25 protein-coding genes, 1 tRNA gene and 1 riboswitch are annotated in these 25,515 nt (G+C 62.0%); of the genes, 12 read left to right on the top strand and 14 right to left on the bottom strand.

What is annotated here, in order from left to right; all coding sequences use genetic code 11:
- Positions 1–12 precede the first annotated feature (12 nt).
- Positions 13–915 (top strand): histone deacetylase family protein, encoded by a 903-nt coding sequence (locus NKJ35_RS00650; RefSeq protein ID WP_352644308.1) that lies wholly within the window; start codon positions 13–15, stop codon positions 913–915.
- A 3-nt stretch (positions 916–918) separates the two neighbouring features.
- Here the strand turns inward: NKJ35_RS00650 and NKJ35_RS00655 are convergent, their stop codons facing one another.
- Positions 919–1,182 carry a DUF6460 domain-containing protein gene (locus NKJ35_RS00655; RefSeq protein ID WP_352475918.1) on the bottom strand — a complete coding sequence of 88 codons (264 nt, stop codon included), beginning with the start codon at positions 1,180–1,182 and terminating at the stop codon, positions 919–921.
- A gap of 132 nt (positions 1,183–1,314) precedes the next feature.
- On the opposite strand from NKJ35_RS00655, the gene NKJ35_RS00660 reads away from it, so the two are divergent.
- Positions 1,315–1,388: transfer RNA gene (locus tag NKJ35_RS00660), tRNA-Gly, on the top strand.
- A gap of 287 nt (positions 1,389–1,675) precedes the next feature.
- On the opposite strand, the gene NKJ35_RS00665 is transcribed toward NKJ35_RS00660, so the two are convergent.
- Positions 1,676–2,665: a LysR family transcriptional regulator gene (locus NKJ35_RS00665; protein ID WP_352475919.1), complete on the bottom strand. Its 990-nt coding sequence runs from the start codon at positions 2,663–2,665 to the stop codon at positions 1,676–1,678.
- A 316-nt stretch (positions 2,666–2,981) separates the two neighbouring features.
- Here NKJ35_RS00665 and chvE point away from each other — a divergent pair, with 316 nt between their 5' ends.
- The 5 genes from chvE to NKJ35_RS00690 all read left to right on the top strand — a co-directional run bounded on the left by chvE (position 2,982) and on the right by NKJ35_RS00690 (position 8,630).
- A complete protein-coding gene (gene chvE / locus NKJ35_RS00670) occupies positions 2,982–4,046 on the top strand; it encodes a multiple monosaccharide ABC transporter substrate-binding protein (protein ID WP_254816339.1) in 1,065 nt (354 codons plus the stop codon).
- A 99-nt stretch (positions 4,047–4,145) separates the two neighbouring features.
- The gene (gene mmsA, locus NKJ35_RS00675) at positions 4,146–5,678 is read left to right on the top strand and encodes a multiple monosaccharide ABC transporter ATP-binding protein (RefSeq protein WP_254816338.1); all 1,533 of its coding nucleotides are present in this window, start codon (positions 4,146–4,148) and stop codon (positions 5,676–5,678) included.
- Positions 5,675–6,967 (top strand): multiple monosaccharide ABC transporter permease, encoded by a 1,293-nt coding sequence (mmsB, locus tag NKJ35_RS00680; protein ID WP_352644311.1) that lies wholly within the window; start codon positions 5,675–5,677, stop codon positions 6,965–6,967. The genes mmsA and mmsB overlap by 4 nt, the downstream gene beginning before the upstream one ends.
- Positions 6,968–7,158: 191 nt before the next feature.
- On the top strand, positions 7,159–8,151 hold the full coding sequence (gene araD1 / locus NKJ35_RS00685) for an AraD1 family protein (RefSeq protein WP_254816336.1): 993 nt from the start codon (positions 7,159–7,161) through the stop codon (positions 8,149–8,151).
- 26 nt (positions 8,152–8,177) lie between these two features.
- On the top strand, positions 8,178–8,630 hold the full coding sequence (locus NKJ35_RS00690) for a hypothetical protein (RefSeq protein WP_352475921.1): 453 nt from the start codon (positions 8,178–8,180) through the stop codon (positions 8,628–8,630).
- A gap of 16 nt (positions 8,631–8,646) precedes the next feature.
- Here NKJ35_RS00690 and NKJ35_RS00695 read toward each other — a convergent pair whose 3' ends face one another.
- The gene (locus tag NKJ35_RS00695) at positions 8,647–9,741 is read right to left on the bottom strand and encodes a 2'-deoxycytidine 5'-triphosphate deaminase (protein ID WP_352644314.1); all 1,095 of its coding nucleotides are present in this window, start codon (positions 9,739–9,741) and stop codon (positions 8,647–8,649) included.
- 135 nt (positions 9,742–9,876) lie between these two features.
- A riboswitch (SAM riboswitch) is annotated at positions 9,877–9,954 on the top strand.
- Positions 9,955–10,024: 70 nt separating this feature from the next.
- Between NKJ35_RS00695 and NKJ35_RS00700 the strand changes: the two genes are divergently transcribed.
- A complete protein-coding gene (locus tag NKJ35_RS00700) occupies positions 10,025–11,215 on the top strand; it encodes an O-succinylhomoserine sulfhydrylase (RefSeq protein WP_254816333.1) in 1,191 nt (396 codons plus the stop codon).
- 35 nt (positions 11,216–11,250) lie between these two features.
- On the opposite strand, the gene NKJ35_RS00705 is transcribed toward NKJ35_RS00700, so the two are convergent.
- Positions 11,251–12,405 (bottom strand): glycosyltransferase, encoded by a 1,155-nt coding sequence (locus tag NKJ35_RS00705; RefSeq protein WP_352644316.1) that lies wholly within the window; start codon positions 12,403–12,405, stop codon positions 11,251–11,253.
- 228 nt (positions 12,406–12,633) lie between these two features.
- On the opposite strand from NKJ35_RS00705, the gene apaG reads away from it, so the two are divergent.
- A complete protein-coding gene (gene apaG, locus NKJ35_RS00710) occupies positions 12,634–13,026 on the top strand; it encodes a Co2+/Mg2+ efflux facilitator ApaG/CorD (protein WP_352644318.1) in 393 nt (130 codons plus the stop codon).
- 6 nt (positions 13,027–13,032) lie between these two features.
- Here the strand turns inward: apaG and NKJ35_RS00715 are convergent, their stop codons facing one another.
- The 3 genes from NKJ35_RS00715 to NKJ35_RS00725 all read right to left on the bottom strand — a co-directional run bounded on the left by NKJ35_RS00715 (position 13,033) and on the right by NKJ35_RS00725 (position 16,331).
- Positions 13,033–14,043, bottom strand: a complete 1,011-nt coding sequence (locus NKJ35_RS00715) for an Hsp33 family molecular chaperone (RefSeq protein WP_352644320.1) — start codon at positions 14,041–14,043, stop codon at positions 13,033–13,035.
- 162 nt (positions 14,044–14,205) lie between these two features.
- A complete protein-coding gene (gene argF / locus NKJ35_RS00720; protein ID WP_031211966.1) occupies positions 14,206–15,117 on the bottom strand; it encodes an ornithine carbamoyltransferase in 912 nt (303 codons plus the stop codon).
- Between the two features lie 14 nt (positions 15,118–15,131).
- Complete coding sequence (locus NKJ35_RS00725; RefSeq protein WP_352644322.1) at positions 15,132–16,331, bottom strand: aspartate aminotransferase family protein; 1,200 nt, start codon at positions 16,329–16,331, stop codon at positions 15,132–15,134.
- Between the two features lie 355 nt (positions 16,332–16,686).
- Here NKJ35_RS00725 and NKJ35_RS00730 point away from each other — a divergent pair, with 355 nt between their 5' ends.
- Positions 16,687–17,211: a GcrA family cell cycle regulator gene (locus NKJ35_RS00730; RefSeq protein ID WP_352644324.1), complete on the top strand. Its 525-nt coding sequence runs from the start codon at positions 16,687–16,689 to the stop codon at positions 17,209–17,211.
- Between the two features lie 103 nt (positions 17,212–17,314).
- On the opposite strand, the gene NKJ35_RS00735 is transcribed toward NKJ35_RS00730, so the two are convergent.
- The 3 genes from NKJ35_RS00735 to NKJ35_RS00745 form a co-directional block, all read right to left on the bottom strand.
- Positions 17,315–18,322, bottom strand: coding sequence for a magnesium and cobalt transport protein CorA (locus tag NKJ35_RS00735; protein ID WP_254816326.1), 1,008 nt, complete (start codon positions 18,320–18,322; stop codon positions 17,315–17,317).
- Between the two features lie 117 nt (positions 18,323–18,439).
- Complete coding sequence (phoU, locus tag NKJ35_RS00740) at positions 18,440–19,165, bottom strand: phosphate signaling complex protein PhoU (RefSeq protein WP_254816325.1); 726 nt, start codon at positions 19,163–19,165, stop codon at positions 18,440–18,442.
- A gap of 117 nt (positions 19,166–19,282) precedes the next feature.
- Positions 19,283–20,548 carry a sensor histidine kinase gene (locus NKJ35_RS00745; protein WP_352644327.1) on the bottom strand — a complete coding sequence of 422 codons (1,266 nt, stop codon included), beginning with the start codon at positions 20,546–20,548 and terminating at the stop codon, positions 19,283–19,285.
- A 213-nt stretch (positions 20,549–20,761) separates the two neighbouring features.
- Between NKJ35_RS00745 and ppk2 the strand changes: the two genes are divergently transcribed.
- Complete coding sequence (gene ppk2, locus NKJ35_RS00750) at positions 20,762–21,664, top strand: polyphosphate kinase 2 (protein WP_352644329.1); 903 nt, start codon at positions 20,762–20,764, stop codon at positions 21,662–21,664.
- Between the two features lie 24 nt (positions 21,665–21,688).
- Here ppk2 and NKJ35_RS00755 read toward each other — a convergent pair whose 3' ends face one another.
- The 3 genes from NKJ35_RS00755 to NKJ35_RS00765 form a co-directional block, all read right to left on the bottom strand.
- Positions 21,689–22,438: an enoyl-CoA hydratase-related protein gene (locus NKJ35_RS00755; protein WP_352644331.1), complete on the bottom strand. Its 750-nt coding sequence runs from the start codon at positions 22,436–22,438 to the stop codon at positions 21,689–21,691.
- Positions 22,439–22,453: 15 nt separating this feature from the next.
- A complete protein-coding gene (locus NKJ35_RS00760; protein WP_023677342.1) occupies positions 22,454–23,092 on the bottom strand; it encodes an acyl-homoserine-lactone synthase in 639 nt (212 codons plus the stop codon).
- A gap of 97 nt (positions 23,093–23,189) precedes the next feature.
- Complete coding sequence (locus tag NKJ35_RS00765; RefSeq protein ID WP_254816321.1) at positions 23,190–23,921, bottom strand: helix-turn-helix transcriptional regulator; 732 nt, start codon at positions 23,919–23,921, stop codon at positions 23,190–23,192.
- A 271-nt stretch (positions 23,922–24,192) separates the two neighbouring features.
- On the opposite strand from NKJ35_RS00765, the gene NKJ35_RS00770 reads away from it, so the two are divergent.
- Entirely contained in the window at positions 24,193–25,044 is an 852-nt protein-coding gene (locus NKJ35_RS00770; RefSeq protein ID WP_352644333.1) for an ABC transporter substrate-binding protein, read from the top strand.
- An 8-nt stretch (positions 25,045–25,052) separates the two neighbouring features.
- Here the strand turns inward: NKJ35_RS00770 and NKJ35_RS00775 are convergent, their stop codons facing one another.
- Positions 25,053–25,463, bottom strand: coding sequence for a tellurite resistance TerB family protein (locus NKJ35_RS00775; RefSeq protein WP_352506179.1), 411 nt, complete (start codon positions 25,461–25,463; stop codon positions 25,053–25,055).
- Positions 25,464–25,515: the final 52 nt, after the last annotated feature.

The raw sequence follows: 25,515 nt of genomic DNA on the forward strand, positions 1-25,515 counted from the left end.
ACCGTCCGTCCCATGCCCTTACAGATCGTTCATCATCCCGACTACGACGCCGGCTTCGCCGTCAACCACCGCTTCCCGATGAGCAAATATCCGCTGCTGATGGATGCCTTGCGGGCGCGCGGCCTGGCGCAGCCCGAAGCGCTCAACATGCCGGAGGCGGCACGGCCATCGTGGCTGAAGCTTGCCCACGCGGCAGATTATGTCGACCAGGTGCTTGCCTGCGAAGTGCCGGTGAGGATCGAGCGCGAGATCGGTTTCCCCATTGGACAGCGGGTTTCGCTGAGGGCGCAGCTCGCAACGGCCGGCACGGTGCTGGCAGCGCGGCTGGCCTTGCTGAACGGCATCGCCTGCAACACCGCCGGCGGCAGCCATCATGCGCGGCGCGCGCAAGGCGCCGGCTTCTGCACCTTCAATGACGTAGCCGTTGCCGCGCTGGTGCTGCTTGCCGAAGCTGCTGCCCAAAACATCCTGGTCGTCGACCTCGACGTGCATCAGGGCGACGGCACGGCCGACATCCTGGGCGACGAGCCGCGCGTGTTCACCTTCTCCATGCATGGCGACCGCAACTACCCCGCGCGCAAGATCGCCTCCGATCTGGACATCGCCCTGCCCGACGGCGCCGGCGATGCAGCCTATCTGGAGCGGCTGAACGCCATCCTGCCGGAGCTGTCGGCGCGAAGGCGCTGGGATCTCGTCTTCTACAATGCCGGCGTCGATGTCCATGTCGAGGACCGGCTCGGCAGGTTGTCGCTCACGGATGACGGGCTGCGCGCCCGTGACGATATGGTGATCCGCCATTTCCGCACGCTCGATATCCCGGTGTGCGGGGTCATCGGCGGCGGCTATTCGGCGGATGTCGCAGCACTCGCCGCACGCCACGCCATCCTGTTCGAGGTGGCTGCGGAATACGCCTGAAATTCACTTCCTGAAATTGGCGATCCTGAGCAGGATAAAGGCCGGCACGACGATCGCAGCACCGAGCAGGATGTAGCCGAGGAAACGGTCGATGGCGTGGAAGCCCAAATTCCACAGGTCGATGAAGAATTTGCGGATGCCGTAAAGCACGTCCATCGGCGACCAGCCGAAGGCATTCATGACCAAGCCGACGAGGAACGACACCACAAGCAGCTTCAGGATCACCCGGAGCGGCGTATCGCCGAGAAAGCGGTTCAGTGCGGACAAGGCCTGTCTCCACAGTCGGGTGCCGCGATTCGGGCACATGCCCAGAAATACGCAGTTGACAGCCCTGCATCAAGCCGAGCCCTCAAACCGGATTGCGCATCGGCGCCGGGCCATGATATCGGAGGAACCAGCGCGGGTATGATGTAATGGTAGCTTGTCAGCTTCCCAAGCTGAACGCGCGGGTTCGATTCCCGCTACCCGCTCCAGCTTTTGCCCCAGTGCATTGCACTTGTTTTGGCCAAGCTGAAAACCAGCGGACTTACAGCCAGTTTTTTGCAACCCGGCTGGCCGCCTTTCATCTGTTTGGCCGATGTACCGGTTCCTGGAATATTTCACATTGAGGGTCGGCGGGGCCTCGAATGACCCCAACCGGAATGTCTACCCTTTGCCCGCTGGCTTCTGCTGGCGGGCTTTTTTGAGCATCCTCGGTATTGCCAACGTGCACCGGCGCCGCTCGGGGCCACGGAATGCGCCTCGCTACTCGCTCCAAGCCTCAGCCCACCTCTCGCAAAATGAAATCGTGCAGCATCTTGGCTGCCGGCGACAGCGCGCGGTTCTTCACCGTGATCAGGCTGTAGGGTCTGACCTCGATGTCGAACTCGGTCTGGACAACATCGATGGCGCCGGCCAGGCCTTCCGGGTTCTGGATGAACTTCGCGACCTGGATCGAAACCGGTGCGATGGCGTCGGATTGCGCGACCATGACCAGAGTCAATAGCAGCGAGCTGGTATTGAGGATGCGGTCCGGCAGCGCGATGTTTCGGTTCAGAAAGTTACTCTCCATCGCCTGGCGCAGCGGCGAGCCGCCCGACTGGAAAACCCAGTCATAGGCGGCGGTGTCTTCCAGCCGCACCACCTTGCCCTTGGTCAGCGGGTGGCCGCGGCGCACGATCAGGCAGGCCTTCTCGACGCCGATGACGCGGGCTTCGAACAGCCGCGGATTGAGGTCGTCGGGGATGCGGGCGATGATGAAATCGTGGCGCGAGGCGATCAGCTCGCGCGCCAACACGTTCGAGGTCTCGACCTGCATGGTGATTTCGATGCGCGGATAGAGGCGCCGGATCTCGCGGATCGCCGGTACCGCCAGCTCGATCGCCGGTGCTGTTACCGCCCCCAGGAACACCGAGCCGCCCTTGCCCGCCTTGAGCTCGAAAATCTCACGGTCGACCTCGCGCATCTCGAGCAGGATCGATCGCGCGCGCCGTGCCAACGCCTTGCCATAGGGCGTCAGCGTGATGCCGCGCGGCAGCCTTTCGCAGAGCTTGACATCGAGCACGGCCTCCATCTCGGCGATCATGCGCGAGGCCGCCGGCTGCGAGATGTTCATGACCTGGGCCGCGGCACTCACCCTGCCGTGCTCGTCGAGGGCTGCGATCATGCGCATGTGACGCAGGCTCAAGCCGCTGCGCAGCAAGGTTCCGCCATCGCCCGGGATTTCATCGTAACCGGCTGATATTCCGCCAGGATTTCGCAGCGCCGCCATGATTTCTCCCTACTCGCACGCCCGCCGCCCCGGCAAAATCCGGCAGCGTCGTCACTAGCCTAAGCCATATCAGTCTCGATATAGCAACCATCAAAGATCGCATTTGACAGTTATGGCAAAGCGACACACCCTTCGCGCGTCCTGAGACTTGACGATCGGTGACGAGAGAAAACTCGTATCGATTGAACCCAGAGTTTCGGGGCCGATTGGGAGGATACCGGAGATCGATGACGGCAGCGGCGCCTTTGGCGCTCCTGCACGATTGCGCGGCCCACGAAACCCAAGGGTACGCGTCCATCAACCAGGGAGAGTTAATGTGAAGATTATCAAGACACTGGCCGCCGTCGCGGCCCTAGGCATCGCGGCCATGACGCTGCCGGCGCAGGCGGGCGAAGGCCTGATCGGCGTGCTAATGCCCACCAAGACCTCGCAGCGCTGGATCAACGACGGCGACGCTGTCAAGTCCCAGCTCGAGGCTTTGGGCTACACTGTCGACCTGCAATATGCGCAGGACGACATTCCGAACCAGCTCAGCCAGCTGGAAAACGAAATCACCAAGGGGCCGAAGGCGCTGATCATCGCTTCGATCGACGGCACCACGATGGGCGATGCGCTGCAGAAGGCCAATGACGCCGGCGTTGTCGTCGTCGCTTACGACCGCCTGATCAAGAAGACGCCAAATGTCGACTACTACACCACCTTCGACAATTTCGGCGTCGGCGTCATCCAGGCCAAATCGCTGCTCAAGGGCCTCGGTTATCCCGAGAAGAAGGGACCGTTCAACATCGAGCTGTTCGGCGGTTCGCCGGACGACAACAACGCGTTCTTCTTCTATAACGGCGCCATGTCGGTTCTTCAGCCGCTGATCGACGACAAGACCCTCGTCGTGAAGTCCGGCCAGATGGGCATGGACAAGGTCGGCACGCTGCGCTGGCTGGCGGCAACCGCCCAGGCCCGCATGGACAATCTGCTCTCCGCCAACTACTCGGACGGCAGCCGCGTCGATGGCGTGCTCTCGCCCTATGACGGCCTGTCGCGCGGCATCATCGCTTCGCTGCGCGCCGTAGGCTACGGCACCGCCGATCAGCCATGGCCGATCGTCACCGGACAGGACGCCGAGACCGCTTCGGTCAAGGCGATCATCGCCGGCGAACAGTATTCGACCGTGTTCAAGGACACCCGCGAACTCGCCAAGGCGACGGTCGAACTCGTCGATAAGGTGCTCTCTGGCGGCAAGCCGGAAGGCCTCGACACCACGACCTACAACAACGACGTCAAGGTCGTTCCCTCGATCCTGTTGACGCCGCATGACGTCGACAAGTCGAACTACCAGGCGCTGGTGGTCGACTCCGGCTACATCAAGGCTGAAGAACTGAAGTAATCGCGGTTATAAAGCCTGGGGTCCTGCGCAGGCAGGGCCCCTTTTCGTTAGCGAGCCAGCCCGGTATTGTTTGCGGACCTCGCAGGAGTGGTATTCTCAATGGCATCGACGATTTTGGAGATGCGCGACATCACCAAGACGTTTCCCGGCGTCAAGGCGCTGTCGAACGTCAAGCTCATGGTCGAGGAAGGCGAGATCCATGCCGTGGTCGGCGAGAACGGCGCCGGCAAGTCGACGCTGATGAAGGTGCTGTCGGGCGTGTATCCGTCCGGCACCTATGACGGCCAGATCATCTATCGCGGCGACGAGTGCCATTTCAAAGGTATCCACGACAGCGAGCGCAAGGGCATCGTCATCATCCACCAGGAGCTTGCGCTGGTGCCGATGCTGTCGATCGCCGAAAACATCTTTCTCGGCAACGAGCACGCCAGATACGGCGTCATCGACTGGAACGCCAACGAGGCGCGCACCAGCGCCCTGCTCAAGAAGGTTGGCCTCAAGGAAGATCCCAACACGCTGATCACCAATATCGGCGTCGGCAAGCAGCAGCTGGTCGAGATCGCCAAGGCGCTCAGCAAGGAAGTGAAGCTGCTCATTCTCGACGAGCCGACGGCGAGCCTGTCCGAAAAGGACAGCCAGGCGCTGCTCGATCTGCTGCTCGAATTCAAGCGGCAGGGCATCACTTCTATCCTGATCTCGCACAAGCTCAACGAGGTGAACCGGGTCGCCGACAAAGTCACCATCATCCGTGACGGCCGGACCATCGAGACGCTGGCCAAGAAGGACATCTCGGAGGACCGCATCATCACCTCGATGGTCGGCCGTTCGCTCGACGACCGCTATCCGCCGCGCGAGCCGAACATCGGCGAGACCGTTCTCGAAGTGAAAAACTGGTCGGTCTACCACCCCATCCATGCCGAGCGGCAGGTCATCAAGGGCATCAACCTCAACGCCCGCAAGGGCGAAGTGGTCGGCATTGCCGGGCTCATGGGCGCCGGCCGGACCGAGTTTGCCATGAGCCTGTTCGGCCGGTCTTACGGCCGCCGCATAACCGGCGAGGTGTTCCTCAACGGCAAGCCGATCGACGTCTCTTCGGTGAGCAAGGCGGTGGAACACGGCATCGCCTACGTTACCGAGGACCGCAAGACCTACGGTCTCAACCTGATCGACCACATCAAGCACAACATCACGCTGGCCAATCTGCCCGGCGTGTCGCGCCACGGCGTGATCGACGATTTGCGCGAGCTTTCGGTCGCCAACGATTATCGCGGCAGGACCAATATCCGCGCCTCGAGCGTCTACCAGATGACCGGCAACCTTTCTGGCGGCAATCAGCAGAAGGTGGTGCTGTCGAAATGGCTGTTCGCCAATCCGGAAGTGCTGATCCTCGACGAGCCGACACGTGGTATCGACGTCGGCGCCAAATATGAAATCTATACGATCATCGCGCGTCTCGCCTCCGAGGGTAAGGCAATCATCGTCATCTCGTCGGAAATGCCCGAACTGCTCGGCATCACCGACCGCATCTACGTCATGAACGAAGGACGCATCGTCGGCGAAATGGCGGCTAGCGACGCCAGCCAGGAAAAGATAATGCGCGCCATCGTCCGCGGAGAAGGAAAAGCATCATGAGCACCGAAAGCGCTCCCGGGCCGCAGACCGGCGTTGCCCAGGATCTACAACAGGGACCTCGCATTGCCGTCTCGGCGCTGGTCACCAATCTGCGCGAATACGGGTTGGTCCTGGCGTTGATCGCAATCATGGTGTTCTTCCAGTTCACCACGTCCGGAACGCTGTTCAAGCCGGTGAACCTCAGCAATCTCGTGCAGCAGAACAGCTTCATCATCGTGATGGCGCTGGGCATGCTTCTGGTGATCGTTTCGGGTCACATCGATCTCAGCGTCGGCTCCGTCGCCGGCTTCATCGGCGCGCTGGCGGCGATGATGATGGTCATCTGGCCGCTTGGCCCATTGAGCAATCCGCTGGTGGTGTCGATCATCTGCCTGATCGTCGGTGGTGCGATCGGCGCGGCACAAGGCTACTGGATTGCCTATCACCGAATACCGAGCTTTATCGTCACGCTAGCGGGCATGCTGATCTTCCGCGGCATCTGCCAGGCGCTGCTCGGTGGCGGGTCCTCCGTGGGGCCGCTTCCCGTCGGCTTCAAGGCGCTCAGTTCCGGCTTCATTCCGGACCTGATCGGCCCATTGACGCTGATACCGCCAACCGTGAACGCCGCCGGCAAAACCATTGTCGGCAGCGGCCTCACGCTGCACCTGACGACGATCATGATCGGCCTCGTCGCCGTGCTCGCCTATGCCTATTTCGGGCTCAGGGCACGGCGCACCCGCGAGAAGCATGGCTACGAAGCCGAGCCCTTCTCGCTGTTCGTCGTCAAGACCCTGGTGATCAGCGCGCTGGCGCTGTTTCTCGTTTACCAATTCGCCACCTACAGGGGCCTCCCCATCGTTCTCATGGTGATGGGCGTGCTGATCGCGTTGTTCGTCTTCGTTACCAAACGCATGACGATCGGCCGCCGCATCTATGCGATGGGCGGCAATGCCAAGGCAGCCCAGCTATCGGGCATCAAGACCGAACGGCTGACGTTGATGGTGTTCATCAATATGGGCGTGCTGTCGGCACTCGGCGGCCTGATTATCGCAGCGCGCCTGGGGCAGGCGGTGCCGGCGGCCGGCCTTGGCAGCGAGCTCGACGTCATCGCCGCGGTGTTCATCGGTGGCGCTTCGGCGATGGGCGGCGTCGGCCAGGTCATCGGCGCGGTGGTCGGCGGCTTCATCATGGGCGTCATGAATAACGGCATGTCGATCATGGGCGTCAATGTCGACTGGCAGCAGGTGGTCAAAGGCCTGGTGCTGCTCGGCGCCGTCGTCTTCGACGTCTACAACAAGAACAAGGCTTGAGAGGCAACCAGGAGGCATACGGGTCACATCGCGGCGCTGCCGGGCGGCGCAAAGAAGTCCCTCGAGGGATCTGATCCGCGAGCGCAATCCGGACGAAGAATTTCAACCGAGGCGCGGACAACGGTCCGAGCCGCGCTGGGCAGGGTTTGCCAAGAAAGGCACGCCAAGCCCGCAATTCAGAGAGGGTTACCATGCTGATCTCACAGATCCTCGATGACGCCGAGACGATCCGCGTCGTTGCCCGCAACGGCGGCAAGACCCGCGTCATCAACGGCGCGCGCAGCGTCTATTCGCTGGCGATGGAAGCCGCGCGCACCGGCAGCGGGCTTGTCGCCCTGATCGAGCGCAAGGGCTTCGGCGAAACCATCGATCTGGACGCAGCCTACAAGAAGGGACGGCTGCTGTCGCCGATCAACCATCCCGATCCGGCGCATCTCCATCTCACCGGCACCGGGCTGACGCATCTCGGCTCCGCCGCGACCCGCGATTCCATGCACAAGAAGCTCAGCACGGACGGCGAGGAACAGCTGACCGATTCCATGAAGATGTTCCGCATGGGGCTTGAGGGCGGCAAGCCGGCGAAGGGCCAGATCGGCGTGCAGCCGGAATGGTTCTACAAGGGCAACGGCACCATGGCGGTGGCGCCCGGTGCGGCGCTTATGTCGCCGGCCTTCGCCCAGGATGCCGGCGAGGAGCCGGAGATCGCCGGGATCTATGTGATCGGCGACGACGGCGCCCCGTTCCGCGTCGGCTTCACCCTGTCGAACGAGTTTTCCGACCACGTCACCGAGCGTGTGAACTATCTCTTCCTCGCCCATTCCAAGCTGCGCAACGCTTCGTTCGGCCCGGAGATCCTGATCGGCGACCTGCCGTCCGATATCCGCGGCGCTTCACGCATCCTGCGCGACGGCAAGCTGCTTTGGGAAAAGCCGTTCCTGTCGGGCGAGGCGAACATGTCGCACACCATTGGCAATCTCGAGCATCACCACTTCAAATACTCGGCCTTCCGCCAGCCGGGTGATGTGCATGTACACATGTTCGGCACGGCGACGCTGTCCTTCGCCGACGGCATCAGGACCGAGGCCGGTGACGTATTTGAAATCGAGGCGCAGGATTTCGGCCTGCCGCTGCGCAACCCGCTTGAAATCGAGCAGCCGGTGAAGGTGGCGGTGAAGGCGTTGTAAACTGGTGACAGAATTCAGGAACGAAAATGAACGGCCTGCGGATTGGCACTGTGTCCCTAAGTTTAGTCCTGTTCCTCGCCTTTTTCTCCCCGTCGGCTTACAGCGCCGGACAATGCAGCGCAAAATCCTATCGCGAAGCCCGGATGTCGATGACTAACCGGCTTCTGGCCACCGGCTATTCGAAATCGCAAGTGAGCTTTCTGATGCGCAACGCGGATCGCATGACGTCCGCACTCCGCGCTGACAGACTGAACGACAATGGCAGAGCCTGCGGTATCGACTCCGCCAGAGCCCATGTGCTGGGATGTCTCGGCAAGCAGTTGTTCCCCTTGCGGTCCAGCTCAAGCGCCTCACTTGACGACGAGAAGCAAACCAGAGGATTTTGGGGGAAGAAGCGATTGGCAGTGCGAGAACTGCTCTTTGTCGGTCAGTTTCATGGCTGCCTTGGCGCCGCGAAAGAATATCTGTTTCGCGGCTGACGGCTTGCGAACAAGATCATCGCGCGGCGCGGAAATGCTTGGACAGTTTCAGACCCTGCGCCTGATAGTTCGAGCCGAGATCTGTGCCGTAGAGCGCCTGCGGCCGTTTCAGCATGTGCTCGTAGACCAACCGTCCGACGATCTGGCCGTGGTCGAGGATGAACGGCACTTCGTGGCTACGCACCTCGAGCACCGCCCGGCTGCCGGTGCCGCCCGACGCTGAATGGCCGAAACCCGGGTCGAAGAAACCGGCATAATGGACGCGGAACTCGCCGACCAGCGGGTCGAAAGGCGTCATTTCGGCGGCGTAGAGTGGCGGCACATGCACCGCCTCGCGCGACACCAGAATATAGAATTCGTCCGGATCGAGCACCAGCTCGCCGGCACCGCTCTTGTAGAGCGGCTCCCAGAAATCGACGACATCCTGCGCGGCGCGCTTGTCGACGTCGACCAGGCCCGTGTGGTGCTTGCCGCGATAGCCGACCAGCCCGTCCTTGTCGCCGTCGAGATCGATCGACAGCGCGATTCCCCCGCCTGAGATGTTGGGTGGTTCGGTGGCGACCAACATTTCGGCGCGGTGCAACTCGTGCAGCTCGCTTTCCGACAAGAGCGCATTGCCGGTGCGGAACCTGATCTGCGACAGCCGCGAGCCGGTCCGCACGACGATCGGGAAAGTGCGCGGGCTGACCTCCAGATAGAGCGGGCCTTCATAGCCGGCAGCGATCTTGTCGAACTCGTGGCCACGGTCGGTCATTACCCGGGTGAAGATATCGAGCCGTCCGGTCGAGCTTTTCGGGTTGGCGGAGGCGGAAATATGGGCGGGCAGCGCCAGGCTTTCGAGCAGCGGCACGATGTAGACGCAGCCGGTTTCCAGCACGGCACCTTCGGCGAGGTTGATCTCGTGCAGCTTCAGCCGGTCGAGCTTGTCGACAACCCTGTGGTCCGGGCCGGGCAAGAAGGAAGCACGCACTCGCCATGCCTTGTCGCCGAGCCTGAGGTCAAGGCTGGCCGGCTGGATCTGATCGGCATCGAGCATGCGCGGCGACTTCAGCGCGCCCGTCTGGAACAGCGCGGAAATATCCTGATCGGGAAGAATGCCTGTCTGCCGCAAGGGTCTGGCTCCGTTCGAACGCCGGGCGAGGTCTTGTTCTGTCGCAGGTCCGACCGTGGACGCCTTTGGCACCTGCTTGGTACAACCCTCTTAATCATGCCGGCAATTGACGCAAGCGTGGCGCGGGTCTAAAGCTCGTTATCCCGTGGTGATTTGGCCGGTCGGCTTGCAGCCACGTTAAACAAGTCGCTAAAGGACCGTCGGGCCGCAAGGCCATATGGACCGGTTGCGACTTTCGCGGCCGGTTTTTTGTTGTTTGGACCAATTTTGGTGTTTGGATGGAATGATGACCAAGAAGCGCGACTGGAAGCCTCAGACCGCACTCGTGCATGCCGGGACGCTGCGTTCCGGCTTTGGCGAGACCTCCGAGGCGATGTATCTCACCCAAGGCTATGTCTACGAGACGGCGCAAGCGGCGGAGGCCCGCTTCAAGGGCGAGGAGCCGGGCTTCATCTATTCGCGCTATGCCAATCCGACGGTCGACATGTTTGAGAAACGCATGTGCGCGCTGGAAGGAGCCGAGGACGCGCGCGCCACGGCATCCGGCATGGCGGCGGTGACGGCAGCACTGCTGTGTAGCGCCAAGGCGGGCGACCATATCGTGGCGGCGCGCGCGCTGTTCGGCTCCTGCCGCTGGGTGATCGAGACGCTGGCGCCGAAATACGGCATTGAGGCAACGCTGGTCGACGGCACCGACATCGCCAATTGGGAAAAGGCGGTCAAGCCAAACACCAAACTGTTTTTCCTGGAAAGCCCTACCAATCCAACGCTGGAGGTAGTCGACATTGCCGCCGTCGCGGCACTTGCCAATTCGATCGGCGCCAGGCTGATCGTCGATAATGTCTTCGCTACGCCCTTGCAGCAGAAACCTCTGCAGCTCGGCGCCCACATCGTCGTCTATTCGGCCACGAAGCATATTGACGGCCAGGGGCGCTGTCTTGGCGGCATCGTTCTGTCGGACAAGAAATGGATCGACGAGAACCTGCATGACTATTTCCGCCACACCGGCCCAAGCCTCTCGCCCTTCAATGCCTGGACGCTGCTGAAAGGCCTGGAGACGCTGCCGCTACGCGTACGCCAGCAGACGGAAAGTGCCGGCCGCATCGCGGATTTCCTGGCCGAGCGCCCGCAAATCGCCCGCGTCATCTATCCCGGCCGCGCCGACCACCCGCAAGCGGCCGTGGTCAAGAAGCAGATGTCGGGCGGCTCGACGCTGATTTGCTTCGATGTGAAGGGCGGCAAGCAGGCGGCCTTTGCCTTCCAGAACACACTCGACGTCGTGCTGATTTCCAACAATCTCGGCGACGCCAAGAGCCTGATCACCCATCCGGCGACGACCACACACAAGAACTTGACTGATGAAGCCCGCGCCGAGCTCGGCATCGGACCGGGAACGCTCAGGCTGTCAGTCGGCCTTGAGGACGCCGACGACCTGCTCGAAGACATCGAGCAGGCACTGAGAGTTGCCGGATAAGGGCTGGCCGAACAGAGGCAGCGGGGACGTGCCGATCAGGCGCCGGACGGGGTCTCTTCCAGCTCCGCGACAGTCTTCGTCTGGATAGTCATCACGTTGCCGCGCCAGTCGATGGCGCCGCTCAGCCATCCGCGCGCCCAAATGACGGGAAGCATCAGGTCTCGTGCCATCATCGCCGGGATCGTGCGCGGCGACAGGTGCCATCCCTTGGTCGAGGCCAAGGCGCATTCCGGCAGGTAGGCCGCGACCAGCACGGCGATGGCGGTTGCCGGCAGGCTGACGCCGGCGTCAGCCGCGGCGATCAGTGCAAGCACTAGCGGCGGTGCCGCGCCGATCAGGATTTCGGGGGCAAAGAACAGTGCAAAGGTGACGCGGCGCAGCCGCGTCCAGCGCGCCTGCCGCGACCAGATCTCGCCAAGCGTGCGCCGGCCGAGCGGCTGTTCGAAGGGAGAGGCGACAAGATTGACTCGCAGTCCGAGCCCGTTGACCAGCTTGGTCGCGGCGGCGTCCTCGGCGATCTCGGCGGCAAGCGCGCGGATGCCCCCATTGGCATCGAGCATCGGCTTGTTCCACAACATGCTCTTGCCCTGGGCGAAGCCGAGGCCGAGCGCCTCTCCAGCGTACTGCCAGCGTGCCTGCAGCGTGTTGAGAAAGGCGCATTCGACCTCCCCCCAGAAGCCGTCCGGCCGCGAGCCGATCGGCGTCGAACAGACGAGGCCGGTGTCGTGCCGCCACGCCGCCATCAGGTGCTGGACGTAATCGCTTGGCATAAGCACGTTGGAATCGGCAAGGATGACCCAGCGATAATGCGCCGCCTCCCAACCCTTCACGCAATTGTTGAGTTTTGGATTGCCGCTGATGCGGTCGTCACCGATTAGAAGGCGGGCGCGAATAGCTGGAAAGCGCGCCATTGCGGCGGCGATCGGCTTGACCACCGGGTCGTCGGCATGGGCGACGCAGAAGATGAGTTCATAGCGCGGCCAGTCGAGGGAGAAGGCGCGCTCCAGCGTCTCTTCAGCAAACGGCTCGACGCCGCGCGCCGGGATGACGATCGATACCGGCGGCGCGTTGGCCGCGGGCGGTGCAATACTGGCTGGTCGCTTCAGCTTCAGCGAAGCTAACAGGATGCTGGCGAGATTTGAAAGAAGGAGGGCTATCGAAAGGAGGGCGGCTGCGAACGTCGGTTCCATCGAGATCTGGTCACTCCAGAAATGCCGGCCGCATGACGGCCGTTTTCAACAATTCGACAGAACGCTGAGTCGCCCGGCACAAGCCTGCACACCATCATTGTCATGTGTCACTCAAATGACATTGTTTTTCGGCACCTGCGCTTGAGATCGGGCAAGAAGATGCTGCGCATCATTGACCAAACTGCGCTGAGCATCGAAAGTTCCATCTACATTGCTTTGGAGCAGTTTATGTACAGCGCCGTCACCCGCAACATCGAAGTGCAGGTCAGGCCGTTCTATCTGGAGGATCACTCCGATCCGCCGCAAAACCGCTATGTCTGGGGCTACCAGGTGACCATCGACAATCAGTCGGATGAGTTCGTGCAGCTTCTGTCACGCTACTGGCACATTACCGACGGTACCGGCAAAGTCGAGGAAGTGCGCGGCACCGGGGTCGTCGGCGAGCAACCCGGACTCAACCCCGGCGACAGCTATCAGTATACGTCCGGATGCCCGCTCTCGACCCCGTCCGGCATCATGGTCGGGCACTACACAATGCGCAACAAGCGGGGCGAGACGTTCGACGTCGCCATCCCCGCGTTCTCGCTCGATTTGCCGGGCACGCGGCGCATCGTCAATTGAGGGCCGTCATCCAGTCGCTGCAAACTCCGCCGGGTCGAAGTCATATTGCTTCGAGCAGAATTCGCAGGCGACGTGAATGCTGCCATCCTCGGTGCTGTCCCTGATCTCCTCGGCGGAAAAGCCTTCGAGAATGCCGCGGATCTTCTCCCTCGAGCATGAGCACTGGTCGGCGACGGGCACGCCGCCGAACACGCGGACGCCGTGCTCGTGGAAAAGCCGGTAAAGCAGCCGTTCGGCGCCGATCGTCGGATCGATCAGCTCGGTCGGTTCAATAGTACCAAGCAGCGCCAGCAGCTCCTGCCAGGAATTGTCGGTCGGGTCATGGATTTCCTCACGCGGATCGCCGTCGCCACCGGGAAGGTCGGGTACGCGCATACGCTCCGCCGACTGCGGCAGGAATTGTGCCAGCAGGCCACCGGCCCGCCATTGCTCGCGGGCACCGCCGACGCTGGGCGTCAGAAGCTTGGCAACCGAAAGGCGGAGGTCGGTCGGAATCTGCTCCGACTGGCGGAAATAGGTGCGTGCGGCATCTTCAAGTGTGACGCCGTCGAGCTGGACGATGCCCTGGTAGCGCTGCGTGTGAGCGCCCTGGTCGATGGTCAGCGCCAGGACGCCGCTGCCGAGCAGCGTCTGCGGTGACGTCTCGCCGGCAGAAGTCAAAGCCTGCAGCCGGTCGGCATCGAAGCGGGCATAAGCGCGCAGCGCGTGCGGCGTGGAGAAATCGGCGACCAGCATGTCGACCGGCCCGTCGGTGCGGGTCTGCAGAATGAACTTGCCCTCGAATTTCAGCGAAGTTCCGAGCAGTACCGTCAGCACACAGGCTTCGGCCAGGAGCCGGGCGACCGGCTCGGGATAGTCGTGGCGGCTGAGAATAGCGTCGAGCATCGGCCCGAGCTGGACGGTGCGGCCGCGCACGTCGAGCGGGCCGACCTCGAACGGCACGACATGATCGTCGCCGGCGTAGCCGAATTCGCCGAGCTTGGGTTTATGTTCAGCCAATTGATGAGTTTCCAACATGACAAAGCTCCGGGGCGCGGCGATGCCGCCCTCCGGGGCGCATGCGACGAGACGCGCTCGATTTGCGTGATGCGCCTGAGATAGGCACCACCCACTCCCGGATCAAGGCGACCCAGATCAAGGCGGCGCAGATCAGGCCGGCCCGGATCATCGCGGCTCGTATCAAGCGCCCAGGCACCAGGCCAAGACCGCCTTCTGGGCATGGAGCCGGTTCTCGGCCTCATCGAACACCACAGAATGCGGTCCGTCGATGACCTCGTCGGTAACCTCCTCACCGCGATGCGCCGGCAGACAGTGCATGAACAGCGCGTCCGGCTTGGCTTTCGCCATCAGTGCCGCATTGACCTGATAGGGCAGGAAGACATTGTGGCCGCGGGCACGGTGCTCCTGACCCATCGACACCCAGCAGTCGGTGACGATGCAGTCGGCCTCGTGAACGGCCTCCTCGGGCGAGCGGGAGAATTTCAGCTTGCCGCCATTGGCTTTCGACCAGTCGACATGCTTCTGAGCCGGTTCGCTGCCCTCGGGCACGGCGACGTTCAGCTTGAAATGGAACCGCGCAGATGCCTCCAGGAGCGAATGCAGCACGTTGTTGCCGTCGCCGGTCCAGGCGATCGTCTTGCCGGCCACCGGACCGCGGTGCTCTTCGAAGGTCATGATGTCGGCCATCAGCTGGCAGGGATGGGTCTCGTCGGTCAGCCCGTTGATGACGGGGACCGTAGCGTTTTCCGTCAGTTCCAGCAGCCGGTCATGCGAGGTGGTGCGGATCATGATGGCATCGACATAGCGCGACAGCACCTTGGCCGTGTCGGCAATGGTCTCCGAGCGGCCAAGCTGCATCTCGGTGCCGGTCAGCATGATCGTCTCGCCACCCAACTGCCGCATGCCGACGTCGAACGATACGCGCGTGCGCGTCGACGGCTTGTCGAAGATCATCGCCAGCACCTTGCCTTCGAGCGGCTTGCTGCGTTCTCCGGCCTTGAGCCTTGCCTTTCGCACAGCTGCGTCGTCGAGCATGAAGCGTAGATCGCCTTCGGAAACGGCAGAAAGATCGGTAAAATGGCGAAGGGACATCAGGAGTTCCAGGATTACTTCGCAGCGGCAGCGACGATGGCATCCGCCAGGCTCTTGGCGCCGGCACGAATGCGCTCGAGCGCCTCGTGGATCTCGGCGTCGGTGACGGTGAGAGGCGGCAGCAGGCGGATAACGTTGTCGCCGGCCGGAACCGTCAAGAGATGCTGGTCACGCAGTGCCACCGTGACCTTGGTGTTGGGCATCGGGCATTTAAGCCCAAGCATCAGGCCGGTGCCCCTGATGCTTTCGATAACATCCGGAAATTCGTCGGCGACACCGGCAAGCCCCTGCTTCAACAGCAGCGCCTTGCGCCGGACGTCCTCGAGAAAGCCGTCTTCCAGCACCACGTCGAGCACGGCGTTGCCGACCGCCATCGCCAGCGGATTGCCGCCGAAGGTGGTGCCGTGCACGCCGGCGGTCATGCCGACCGCCGCCTCGTCGGTGGCGAGGCAGGCACCCATCGGGAAGCCGCCGCCGATGCCCTTGGCCACCGCCATCAGGTCGGGGGTGACGCCCGCCCATTCATGCGCGAACAGCTTTCCGGTGCGGCCGACGCCGCATTGGACCTCGTCGAAAATCAGAAGCAGTCCGTGCTGATCGCAGAGCTGCCTGAGCCGCTTCAGCGATTGCGTCGGCACTTGCCTGATGCCGCCCTCGCCTTGCACCGGCTCGATCAGGATCGCCGCGGTTTCAGGCGTGATCGCCTTTTCGGCTGCATCCACATCGTCGAAGCCGACCTGATCGAAGCCGTCGACCTTGGGGCCGAAACCTTCCAGGTATTTGTACTGGCCCCCGGCGGCGATGGTCGCCAGGGTACGGCCGTGGAAGGCGCCTTCGAAGGTGATTGTGCGGTATCGCTCGGGATGGCCTTTGACGAAGTGGTAGCGCCGCGCCGTCTTGATGGCGCATTCGAGCGCCTCTGCGCCGGAATTGGTGAAGAACACCTTGTCGGCGAAGCTGGCGTCGGCCAGCCGCTCGCCGAGCCGGCTCTGTCCCGGAATCTCGTACAGATTGGAGACGTGCCAGAGCTTGGCGGCCTGCTCGGTGAGGGCCGCGACCAAATGCGGATGGCTGTAGCCCAATGAATTGACGGCGATCCCGCCGGCGAAATCGAGATATCGCTCGCCCTTATCGGTGACCAGCCAGGTGCCTTCACCGTGGTCGAAAGCCAGGGGTGCGCGAACAAAGGTCTCGAAAAGCGCCGAACCGCTCATTATATGCGTCTCCGGAACCGGAAAAATCAAAAAGCCGCCAAAGCGGCGGCCCTTGTGGCTTATCGTGTTTTTCGGCCGTGAAGTCAACGAAAAGGTCGCGCAAGGACGTGCGGCAAGCCCTCCAGCATAACGCCGGCTCATAAGCGACCGGGCAAGTTGGGGAAAACCGAAAAAACCGATTCGTGTTGGCCTTGGGACTCTTGTCACCGAGTCAGCGCATAAGGTAATTGTAGTAGAGAAATAACTAGATTTCGTGCGGCGGACCTAATCACCCGATATATGTGGTGTCTGCCCGGCAGAAGCCGGGTCGGGAATGGATTCCGATTGCCGCACGTTTCAGCAGGAGCGCGGTCTCATGAACTGGACTGACGAGCGAGTCGAACTTCTCAGAAAATTGTGGTCGGAGGGCCTCAGCGCCAGCCAGATCGCCGCACAGCTTGGCGGGGTCAGCCGCAACGCCGTCATCGGCAAAGTGCACCGGCTGAAACTGTCCGGTCGCGGACGCACGACCGCCTCAGCGGCACGCCAGAAGAAGACGGTACAGGGATCGACGATCCAGAAATCGGTGTCCCGGGCAGCAAGCGCCACGCGCCATGCCACCACGTCGATGTCGATCGGTGCGACCGCGCTCAAGGCGCAGTTCGATGCCGAACCGGTGGCGCGCCACTATATCCGCCCGGTCGAGAACGTCGTCGTGCCGATCTCGCGGCATCTGCAACTCGTCGAGCTGAACGAGCGCACCTGCAAATGGCCGAATGGCGATCCGCTTTCGGAAGATTTCCATTTCTGCGGCAACGACGCCGCCGAAACCGGCCCCTACTGCAAGTACCACGCCCGCGTGGCGTTTCAGCCAGCATCGGAGCGGCGGCGGCATAGATAGGCAGTGGGCAGTAGGGGAAGATAGCGCTTCACAAGGGTCGTTTCGCCAACAACTCACTTCCGTGTTGCCTATTCCCTACTGGCTACTGCCTATTCCCTTACCCTTACAGCCACCCATTCTTGCGAAACCGCCAGTAAAGAAACGTGCAGATCAGGGCAATTGCCGCCAGGACGGCCGGGTAGCCATATTCCATCCTCAGTTCCGGCATGTCGCTGAAATTCATGCCGTAAATGCCGGCGAGTGCCGTGGGCACGGCCAAGATGGCGGCCCATGAGGCAAGCTTCTTGGAAATCGCCGTCTCCTGGCTTTGACCGACCAGAAGGCTCGCCTCGAAGGCGAAAGCGAGAACCTCACGCAGGCTGTCGATCTTTTCCTGGACAGTGCGGATGTGGTCGGTGACGTCGCGAAACAGCGGATGCATGGCTGTGTGGATTTGCGGCAGATCGGCGCTGGTCAGCCGCCGGCAGACCTCCACCAGCGGCAGAGCAGCGTTGCGCAGGCGCAGGAGATCGCGGCGCAGCATGTAAAGCCGCTCGATATCGGAGCCGGTCATCGGTTTCAGCAGAACCTTGTCCTCGATCGCCTCGACCTCGTTTTCGATCTGCTCGAGCACGGGCATGTAGTTGTCGACGATGAAATCGAGAATGGCGTAGAGGACGAAATCCTCGCCCTTGGCGAGGGAATGCGGACAGCTTTCCCAGTGCTGGCGAACGGCGGCGTAGGAGGTCGACGGGCCATGCCTGACGCTGACGATATAGCCGGCGCCGACGAACAGATGCGTCTCGCCGAAGGTGACACGGCTGTCGATCAACTGCGCCGTGCGGGCAACGATGAACAGGGCATCGCCATATTGCTCGATCTTCGGCCGTTGGTGCGGATGCTCGGCGTCCTCGATCGCCAGTTCATGCAGATGGAATTGCGCCTGGACGCGCAGTAACAAATTGCGGTCGGGCTCCAGCAGTCCGATCCAGACCACGTGGCCCGGCTTCCCGGCCCATTCGCCGGCTTCCTCGATCGGAATGTCGGCGATGCGCCGCCCAGCCGTATAGACGCCGCAAGCGATTATACCCGACATCGGCGGCCCAGGAGTAAACTCGCGGACATATTCCATCGCAGCCTCCTGAAGGCGGGGCCTTCGTCGCGGAACTGAGAAGTCGGCGCGTCGAAAGCTTAGCGCAACTTTCGGTCAGGTGGCGAATCCGAAATTCGCATTAGTATCGAGAGACGCTCATTTCGCTGGTTGCGTTGCGGGAAGAATAATCTTGTCCGTCTTGTCGCCCTTCGGACGATCGGCCGGCATCTGGTCGCCGGTGACGATATAGTAGATCGTCTCGGCGATGTTGGTGGCGTGGTCGCCGATGCGCTCGATGTTCTTGGCGCAAAACAGGAGATGCGTGCACGGCGTGATGTTGCGTGGGTCTTCCATCATGTAAGTCAGCAACTCGCGAAACAGCGAGGTGTACATGGCATCGATCTGGTCGTCGCGGTCGCGCACGAAACCGATTTTTTCCACCGACCGCGATGCGTAGACGTCGAGTACTTCCTTGAGCTGTGTCAGCGCCAGATTAGCCAAAGCCTCGAGGCCGCGGAACAGGCTGCTCGGCTGCCGCCCATCAGCGACAGCAACCACTCGCTTGGCGACGTTCTTGCCGAGGTCGCCTACCCGTTCGAGGTCCGCCGAGATGCGGATCGCACCGACGATCTCGCGCAGATCCGTCGCCATCGGCTGGCGCTTGGCGATGATGATGATCGCCTTATCGTCGATCTCGCGCTGCCCCTCATCCAGAACCAGGTCGTCTCGAATGACTTTCTGGGCAAGTCCCGGATCCGCATTGACCAGTGCCGCGACGGCCTGCTCGACCATGCGCTCGGCATGCCCGCCCATCGCCGCGATGCGCTTCGACAGATATTTCAGCTCCTCGTCATAGGCGCTGACGATGTGCACGGACTGCATGGACCAAATGCCTTCCCGGGATCTTGTGGTTGAGTCGCTCCCTCGAATCCCCGCTGATACGCTAGCCGGATGACAGAAAAAAGAAACGGCCCATCATGGGCTAGAGATAGTACTGCGTCAGCGAGCCGGCAAATGGACGGTGAACGCCGCACCCTTGCCGACTTCCGACCAGATGGAGAGCCTGGCGTTGTGCCGGGTCAGGATATGCTTGACGATGGACAGGCCAAGGCCGGTGCCCTTCTGGGTCCGGCTGTTCTCGACGTCGACGCGGTAGAAGCGCTCGGTGATGCGCGGGATGTGTTCTTCGGGAATGCCGGGGCCGAAATCCCTGATAGTGACGTCGATCCCCGGTTCGGTATCGCTGTCGCTGCGCGTGATCGACACCACGACGCGTCCGCCCGACTGACCATATTTGCAGGCGTTTTCCAGCAGGTTTTCGAAGACCTGGAAAAGCTCGTCCCGATCGCCGGGCACGGCGAGCGGTCCTTCCGCGAAATCACGCTCGATGACGACGCCGTTTTCCTTGGCGAGCGGCCCAAGCGAATCGATTACGCTGTCGATGGCCTGGCGCAGATCGACCTCGGTTCCCAGCTTGAGATAGGGCTTCATCTCCAGCCGTGACAGCGACAGAAGGTCGTCGATGAGGCGCGCCATGCGGCTGGTCTGGTTCTGCATGATCTGCAGGAACTGCTCGCGTGCCGCAGGGTCGTTGCGGGCCGGCCCGCGCAGCGTCTCGATGAAGCCGGCAATCGAGGCGAGAGGCGTGCGTAGCTCGTGGCTGGCATTGGCAATGAAGTCGGCGCGCATTCTGTCGATCCGGCGCGCTTCGCTCTGGTCCTTGAACACCAGCACGTAGAGATCCGTGGCGTGACCGACAGAAGACGCGCTCACCCGATAGGCTCGTTCGACCGGCAGCCTTTCAACATAGTCGACGCTGTCCGAGGCAACGTTGCCTGCCAAGATATTATCCAGCAAGGACTGCATTTCCGGCGCGCGGAATTTCAGCGACAGCGACATGCCGGGGGCAATCCCGCCAAAGGCTGCAAAGGCGGCGGCGTTGGCATGGACGATGGCGGCGGAACGATCGAAAATGATCAGCGGATCGGCAACCGCTGCCGCGAGATATTCGCCGGAAAGTTGTTGCAAGCCGCTCGCCTCGACGGCCGCGGCATTTTCGGTCGATTGACGGGCGACGCCGGCCGGCAGTATTGCCGCGGCAACCAGCACGGCGCCTGCCAGCAGCACCACATAGCCAGACATGCCGGCAAAACCATAAACGATCAGAACCGCAACGAAGCCGGCCGCTAGTAGCCAGCGGCTGTTCCACAGCCGCATGGCGACGGCTTGCGCCCTGCCTTTCCGCTCTGTGCCGATATCGGCCATTTGCGCTCCGTCGCCTGCGCTCCGTGTGCGGCCAACGCTCAATAACTTCCTGCTGGACCGACGCTAGAGCGCCGTGCGTCCAATTGGGCGCACAAAGGACGCTCTACCGCATTATCTGCTGCATCGTTCTTTCCGAAAATCGATTCCGATTTTCGGGCCGATGCCGTAAGGCTTCCAATAGCATGAGTCCGGAGGCTGGAAAGGTTCGTCTCGATGAAAAACGCCAAGGAAAGCCCCACTGCAGCTTCATCGGGGCCGCTGAAGATCATGATCTACGGCAAGGAGCGGGAGTTCGACATCGAGGCTCCGACGCTTCCCGACTGGATCGAGGACCGCAAGCTCACCGCCGGCGGCTACCCTTACGACAAGAGAATGAAGGGCGAGGAGTATGACGAGAGGTTAGAGAAGCTGCAGATCGAGCTGGTCAAGGCGCAGGCGTGGCTGCAGTCGACAGGCAAGCGGGTAATGTCGCTGTTTGAGGGGCGCGACGCTGCCGGCAAGGGCGGCACGATCTTCGTTTTGCGCCAGTATCTGAACCCTCGCACGGCGCGCAACGTGGCGCTGACCAAGCCAACACCCACCGAGCTTGGACAATGGTACTTCCAGCGTTACGTCGACCACTTCCCGACGTCGGGCGAATTCGTCACCTTCGACCGCTCCTGGTACAACCGCGCCGGTGTTGAACCGGTGATGGGATTCTGCACGCCCGAGCAGCACGAGCAATTTCTGGACGAGGTTCCGCATTTCGAGCGGATGATCCGCAACGAAGGCATCCATTTCTTCAAATTCTGGCTGAACATCGGCCGGGAAACACAGCTCGAGCGGTTCCACGACCGTCGCTGGAGCCCGCTGAAGAGCTGGAAGTTTTCGCCGATCGACATCGCCGGCATCACCAAATGGGACGACTACACCAAGGCGCGCGACCTGATGGTGGAACGCACGCACAAGGAGTTCGCGCCCTGGATCATTGTGCGGGCGAACGACAAGCGGCGCGCGCGGCTGGCCGTCATGCGGCGCATTCTCCTGTCGCTTCCCTATGACGGCCGCGATCTCGACGTCATCGGTAAGGTGGACAAGAAGATCATCGGCGAAGGGCCGACTTTCCTCGAAAAATAAGCTCACCTCATCGATACGCGGCTGTCATGCCGCCAGCCGGGCAATCCGCTGCAGTCGCTTCAGCGTAGTGTCGTCCTGCAGCGCCTGCTGGAAAAGCGAGATCTCCTGGTCGATGCGGTCGCAGAGCGCGCCGGTGTCGCCCCTAAGCAGGTCGCGCGTCTGCTGCAGCGCCGCGACAGGCTTCTTGGCGAGTTGCCTGGCTCTTGCCAACGTGGCTTCCTCGACGCTGGCGTCCGTCACGATCTCGCCGACAAGGCCCAGTGCCCTGGCATCTTCGGCGGCGAGCGTGTCGCCCAGGCAGAAGAAGCGGAACGCCCCGGCATAGCCGAGCCTCTGCGGCGCCAGGATGCTGGTCGCCGCGTCCGGCACCAGGCCGAAATCGACGAACGGCACCCGAAACGTGCTCTTGCTCGAGGCGATCACCATGTCGCAGTGGAACAGGATGGTGCAGCCGACGCCGACGGCGTCGCCGTCGACACAGGCAAGGACCGGTTTCGGGAATGTCGCCAGCGTGCGAAACATATCGGTAACGGCGTCGATCAGTCGCCGATGTTTGGTGGCGTCGAGAAATTCGGAGAAATCGGCGCCGAGGCAGAAGCACCCGGCCAGACCGCGCAGGACCACGACGCGGACGTCGTCGTCGGCAGCGGCTTCATGGAATGTCCTGGCCAGGCTTTCATAGGCCAGCCTGTCCAGCACCGGGCGGCCGTCACCCGACGATACCGTGACGATCAGCGTGTGATTGCGGAATTCTGCTTTTGAATGAACGTTCATGGCCTCTCTCCAATCTCACGAGGCGCGTCTCTGTCCGAGCATGTCCGGGTACCCTCTGGCCAGCACCGGCGCAAAGTGGTTGCGGCGCGAACGCACCACGTCGAGCGTGTGCTCGTTGAAGGTGAGCAGTGTGGCAACCACCTGCTGGTTGCCATAGGTACGCTGGTAACCGAGCGGCGTTGCCAGGAAATGCAGCTGCAGCGCGCGAAGCACCCACATCGGCTCGAATTCGATGATAACCTGGTTGACGTTGCGCTTCAGACCCCACTCGACGAAGCCGGCGATCAGCTCCGTGCCGACCGTCGACACGCCGCGCCGGCCGTCGCGGAACCCCGGTGCAACCGCATAGCGGGTCAGTTCATAGACATTCGGGCCCGACGGTGGGGTTCCCTCATAAAGGTCCGCCAGCACATCGGTTAGAAGATGTGCCCGAGTCGTCGGCAACATCCGCTGGTAGCCGGCGAGCTCGCCATTGCGGATGACGATCTGGTGCACTGCCTCGTCGTGGTCGAATTGATCGATCTCGAGGCCGTCGGGGCGCTGCAGATCGGTCCATCCCATCTCTTCGACGAAAACTCTGTAACGCAAACGATGAACTGCCTCCCAGAGGTCGGGCCGTTCCATCAATTCCTGGGTCGTGAGGGAAAAAAGCATTTGCCGTCTCCTAGTTTCAATAGGAAGATACGGCCGTGCTTCCCCGAAAAAATTACGCGATCGCGTAGGCAAGAATTTCTAGGCCGGCGCGGCCGACCTAGTTAATATAGCCGCGCCTTATCGCTTCCGCGACGGCCTGGACCCGGTTGACGGCACCGAGTTTGCTTTTGGCGTTAAGAAGGTGTTTCTCTGACGTGTGTTCAGAAATGCCGAGAATTTGTGAAATCTCCCATTCGGACTTCCCAACGGCGGCCCATTGCAAGCATTCGCGCTCACGCGGCGTCAATTCGACATGGTCGATGGTTTTGCCCGCCATAGTGTGGAGCTGCATGGCGCGGCCAATCGCATAAGTCGAGACCAGCGACACAAGCCCGAATTCGGCGCCCGACAATTCGACAGCCTCGCCGCCTAGCGACACCATGACGATCTGGCCATCGAGCGTGATCAGCGGGAAGGCCAATCCGTCGCGCAGCTTGAATTCACCGGCGTCACCCATGACATCGCCGCCGCTCTTGCCGATACGGATGCCCTGAGACGCTTCCCGCCACTGGAATGGCGCTTGAAGCTGCTTCATGTGACTGACGACTGGGTCGTGATCGACATAGTTGCGCGCAACGTAGCGCTCAAGCCATTCGGCCGGCCAGTCGCAAAGCAACACATGGTCCTTTTGCCGATTTCTCGGCGTGCCGGGTTGCGGAACCGTCCCGGCCATGAGCGCCGTCAGCCCGAACCCGCTTGTTACCCCCAGCAGCTTTTCGCAGACGGCGGCCGCTGTACCGGCGTGCTGCAACTGATCTATCAACTCCAGGGTACGATCGAAATGACCCATCGCAACATCTACCCCATGTTGCCTTCCGCTCTTGAGACCAATGGCAGTGATCAACCCGCACTATGCCATCAACCCCGGACTGCAAAGCTGCTCCCTTTGTACGCCCTACCGCTCCTCTTCAGCTGGCATCACACAGTCATTTGCAAACTCACTAAACAATATCCCTAAATCGTCACGATGAAACCAAAAACCGTTGTGCCTGTGTTATTTTCGTACAAAAAACTGTGTTATTTCGTACTAAAGTCGGGGCAAGACCGGACGGAGTCGTCGCGTGGCGTTTCGGCGCATATCCATTTCATTGATTTCGATATTGATCGGAGCGCAATCGCTTGCGGCTGATGCGCTCGCCGCGGAGCCGCAGGTGCCGGTGTTTTGGGACGCCAAGGAGCGGCTGCCTAAGCCGGACCTTTCGATGCTGCCGCGGCTGCGATTCCTGACCACCACGGATTTCCCGCCGTTCAATTTCCTCGATGGGGCAGGCCGGCTGTCGGGCTTCCATGTCGACCTGGCGCGCGCCATCTGCGCCGAGCTCGGCATTGCCGAAAAATGCCAGATCCAGGCGCTGCCCTGGGCCGAGCTCGAAGGTGCGCTCGGGAAAGGCGAAGGCGAAGCGATCATTGCCGGCATCGCCGCAACGCCGGAGTCGCGGTCGAAATACGCATTCTCACGCCCCTACCTGCAATTTCCGGCACGCTTCATCATGCTGAAGACACAGGCGCTGACCGAACCAATGTTCGACAGGCTGCGCAGCAAACGTGTCGGCGTGATAGCCGATTCCGCGCATGAGCGGATGCTGCGCACTTATTTCGGCGACGTCCAAATCGTCCCCTTCGCAAGGCCGGAGGAGCTTTATGGCAAGCTGAAAGCCGGCAAGATCGACGCCGCCTTCGGCGACGGCATGCGTTTCGCCTTCTGGCTCGGCGGCTCCGATGCGGCTGGCTGCTGCCGCTTTGCCGGCGGCCCCTATCTGGCGCCCGAATACCTTGGCTCGGGCATGGCGATCGCCACCAGGGCCGACGATCCGGCACTGGCCGCCGCATTCGACTACGCGCTGCAGGAAATTTCGGTGAAAGGTACGTTCGCCGAGTTCTATCTTCGCTATTTTCCGGTCAGCTTTTTCTGACTGCCGGCTCAGGTCAGCGTGCGAAGGCGCGCCTTGGCGGCTCGCGCGATGGCGGCGACCGTCAGCGCATCGAGATCGAGTTCCCGGCGGACGAGCTGCAGCACGCGCACCTCCTCCAGGCGCATTTCGAGATCGACGGCCGCAACCTCGAAGGCGGCCGCATAGGCGGTGTCACGCAGCCGTTCGGGCAGCGCCTCGGCGACACGCGCCAGGACGCCCTCCAGCCCGTCCTTTTCCTGCAGCATTTCCTGGCAGGCCTGGGCGACATCGACCAGCCGCTCCTGATTGAAATCCTCAAACACCGGCCAGGATCGAACGACGTCACCGATCCGCGCCAGTTCGATGTCGGTCATGTCGCGGTCCGACGCCGAAGTGATGACCATCAGGTAGATCATGGCTTCGTGCGGCGACAATGGCATTTAGAACTCCTTGAGATGGGTCCCGAAGTTAGGAATGAGAGACCGGCGCGGC

The sequence above is a fragment of the Mesorhizobium sp. M0136 genome, assembly GCF_040322515.1.
Classification (GTDB): domain Bacteria; phylum Pseudomonadota; class Alphaproteobacteria; order Rhizobiales; family Rhizobiaceae; genus Mesorhizobium.

Bases quoted from the DNA above. Each gene is read 5' to 3' on its own strand.
- NKJ35_RS00650 (WP_352644308.1), top strand. From the start codon at position 13: ATGCCCTTACAGATCGTTCATCATCCCGACTACGACGCCGGCTTCGCC.
- NKJ35_RS00665 (WP_352475919.1), bottom strand. From the start codon at position 2,665: ATGGCGGCGCTGCGAAATCCTGGCGGAATATCAGCCGGTTACGATGAA.
- mmsA (WP_254816338.1), top strand. From the start codon at position 4,146: ATGGCATCGACGATTTTGGAGATGCGCGACATCACCAAGACGTTTCCC.
- mmsB (WP_352644311.1), top strand. From the start codon at position 5,675: ATGAGCACCGAAAGCGCTCCCGGGCCGCAGACCGGCGTTGCCCAGGAT.
- araD1 (WP_254816336.1), top strand. From the start codon at position 7,159: ATGCTGATCTCACAGATCCTCGATGACGCCGAGACGATCCGCGTCGTT.
- NKJ35_RS00690 (WP_352475921.1), top strand. From the start codon at position 8,178: ATGAACGGCCTGCGGATTGGCACTGTGTCCCTAAGTTTAGTCCTGTTC.
- NKJ35_RS00700 (WP_254816333.1), top strand. From the start codon at position 10,025: ATGATGACCAAGAAGCGCGACTGGAAGCCTCAGACCGCACTCGTGCAT.
- NKJ35_RS00705 (WP_352644316.1), bottom strand. From the start codon at position 12,405: ATGGAACCGACGTTCGCAGCCGCCCTCCTTTCGATAGCCCTCCTTCTT.
- apaG (WP_352644318.1), top strand. From the start codon at position 12,634: ATGTACAGCGCCGTCACCCGCAACATCGAAGTGCAGGTCAGGCCGTTC.
- NKJ35_RS00715 (WP_352644320.1), bottom strand. From the start codon at position 14,043: ATGTTGGAAACTCATCAATTGGCTGAACATAAACCCAAGCTCGGCGAA.
- argF (WP_031211966.1), bottom strand. From the start codon at position 15,117: ATGTCCCTTCGCCATTTTACCGATCTTTCTGCCGTTTCCGAAGGCGAT.
- NKJ35_RS00725 (WP_352644322.1), bottom strand. From the start codon at position 16,331: ATGAGCGGTTCGGCGCTTTTCGAGACCTTTGTTCGCGCACCCCTGGCT.
- NKJ35_RS00730 (WP_352644324.1), top strand. From the start codon at position 16,687: ATGAACTGGACTGACGAGCGAGTCGAACTTCTCAGAAAATTGTGGTCG.
- NKJ35_RS00735 (WP_254816326.1), bottom strand. From the start codon at position 18,322: ATGGAATATGTCCGCGAGTTTACTCCTGGGCCGCCGATGTCGGGTATA.
- phoU (WP_254816325.1), bottom strand. From the start codon at position 19,165: ATGCAGTCCGTGCACATCGTCAGCGCCTATGACGAGGAGCTGAAATAT.
- NKJ35_RS00745 (WP_352644327.1), bottom strand. From the start codon at position 20,548: ATGGCCGATATCGGCACAGAGCGGAAAGGCAGGGCGCAAGCCGTCGCC.
- ppk2 (WP_352644329.1), top strand. From the start codon at position 20,762: ATGAAAAACGCCAAGGAAAGCCCCACTGCAGCTTCATCGGGGCCGCTG.
- NKJ35_RS00755 (WP_352644331.1), bottom strand. From the start codon at position 22,438: ATGAACGTTCATTCAAAAGCAGAATTCCGCAATCACACGCTGATCGTC.
- NKJ35_RS00760 (WP_023677342.1), bottom strand. From the start codon at position 23,092: ATGCTTTTTTCCCTCACGACCCAGGAATTGATGGAACGGCCCGACCTC.
- NKJ35_RS00765 (WP_254816321.1), bottom strand. From the start codon at position 23,921: ATGGGTCATTTCGATCGTACCCTGGAGTTGATAGATCAGTTGCAGCAC.
- NKJ35_RS00775 (WP_352506179.1), bottom strand. From the start codon at position 25,463: ATGCCATTGTCGCCGCACGAAGCCATGATCTACCTGATGGTCATCACT.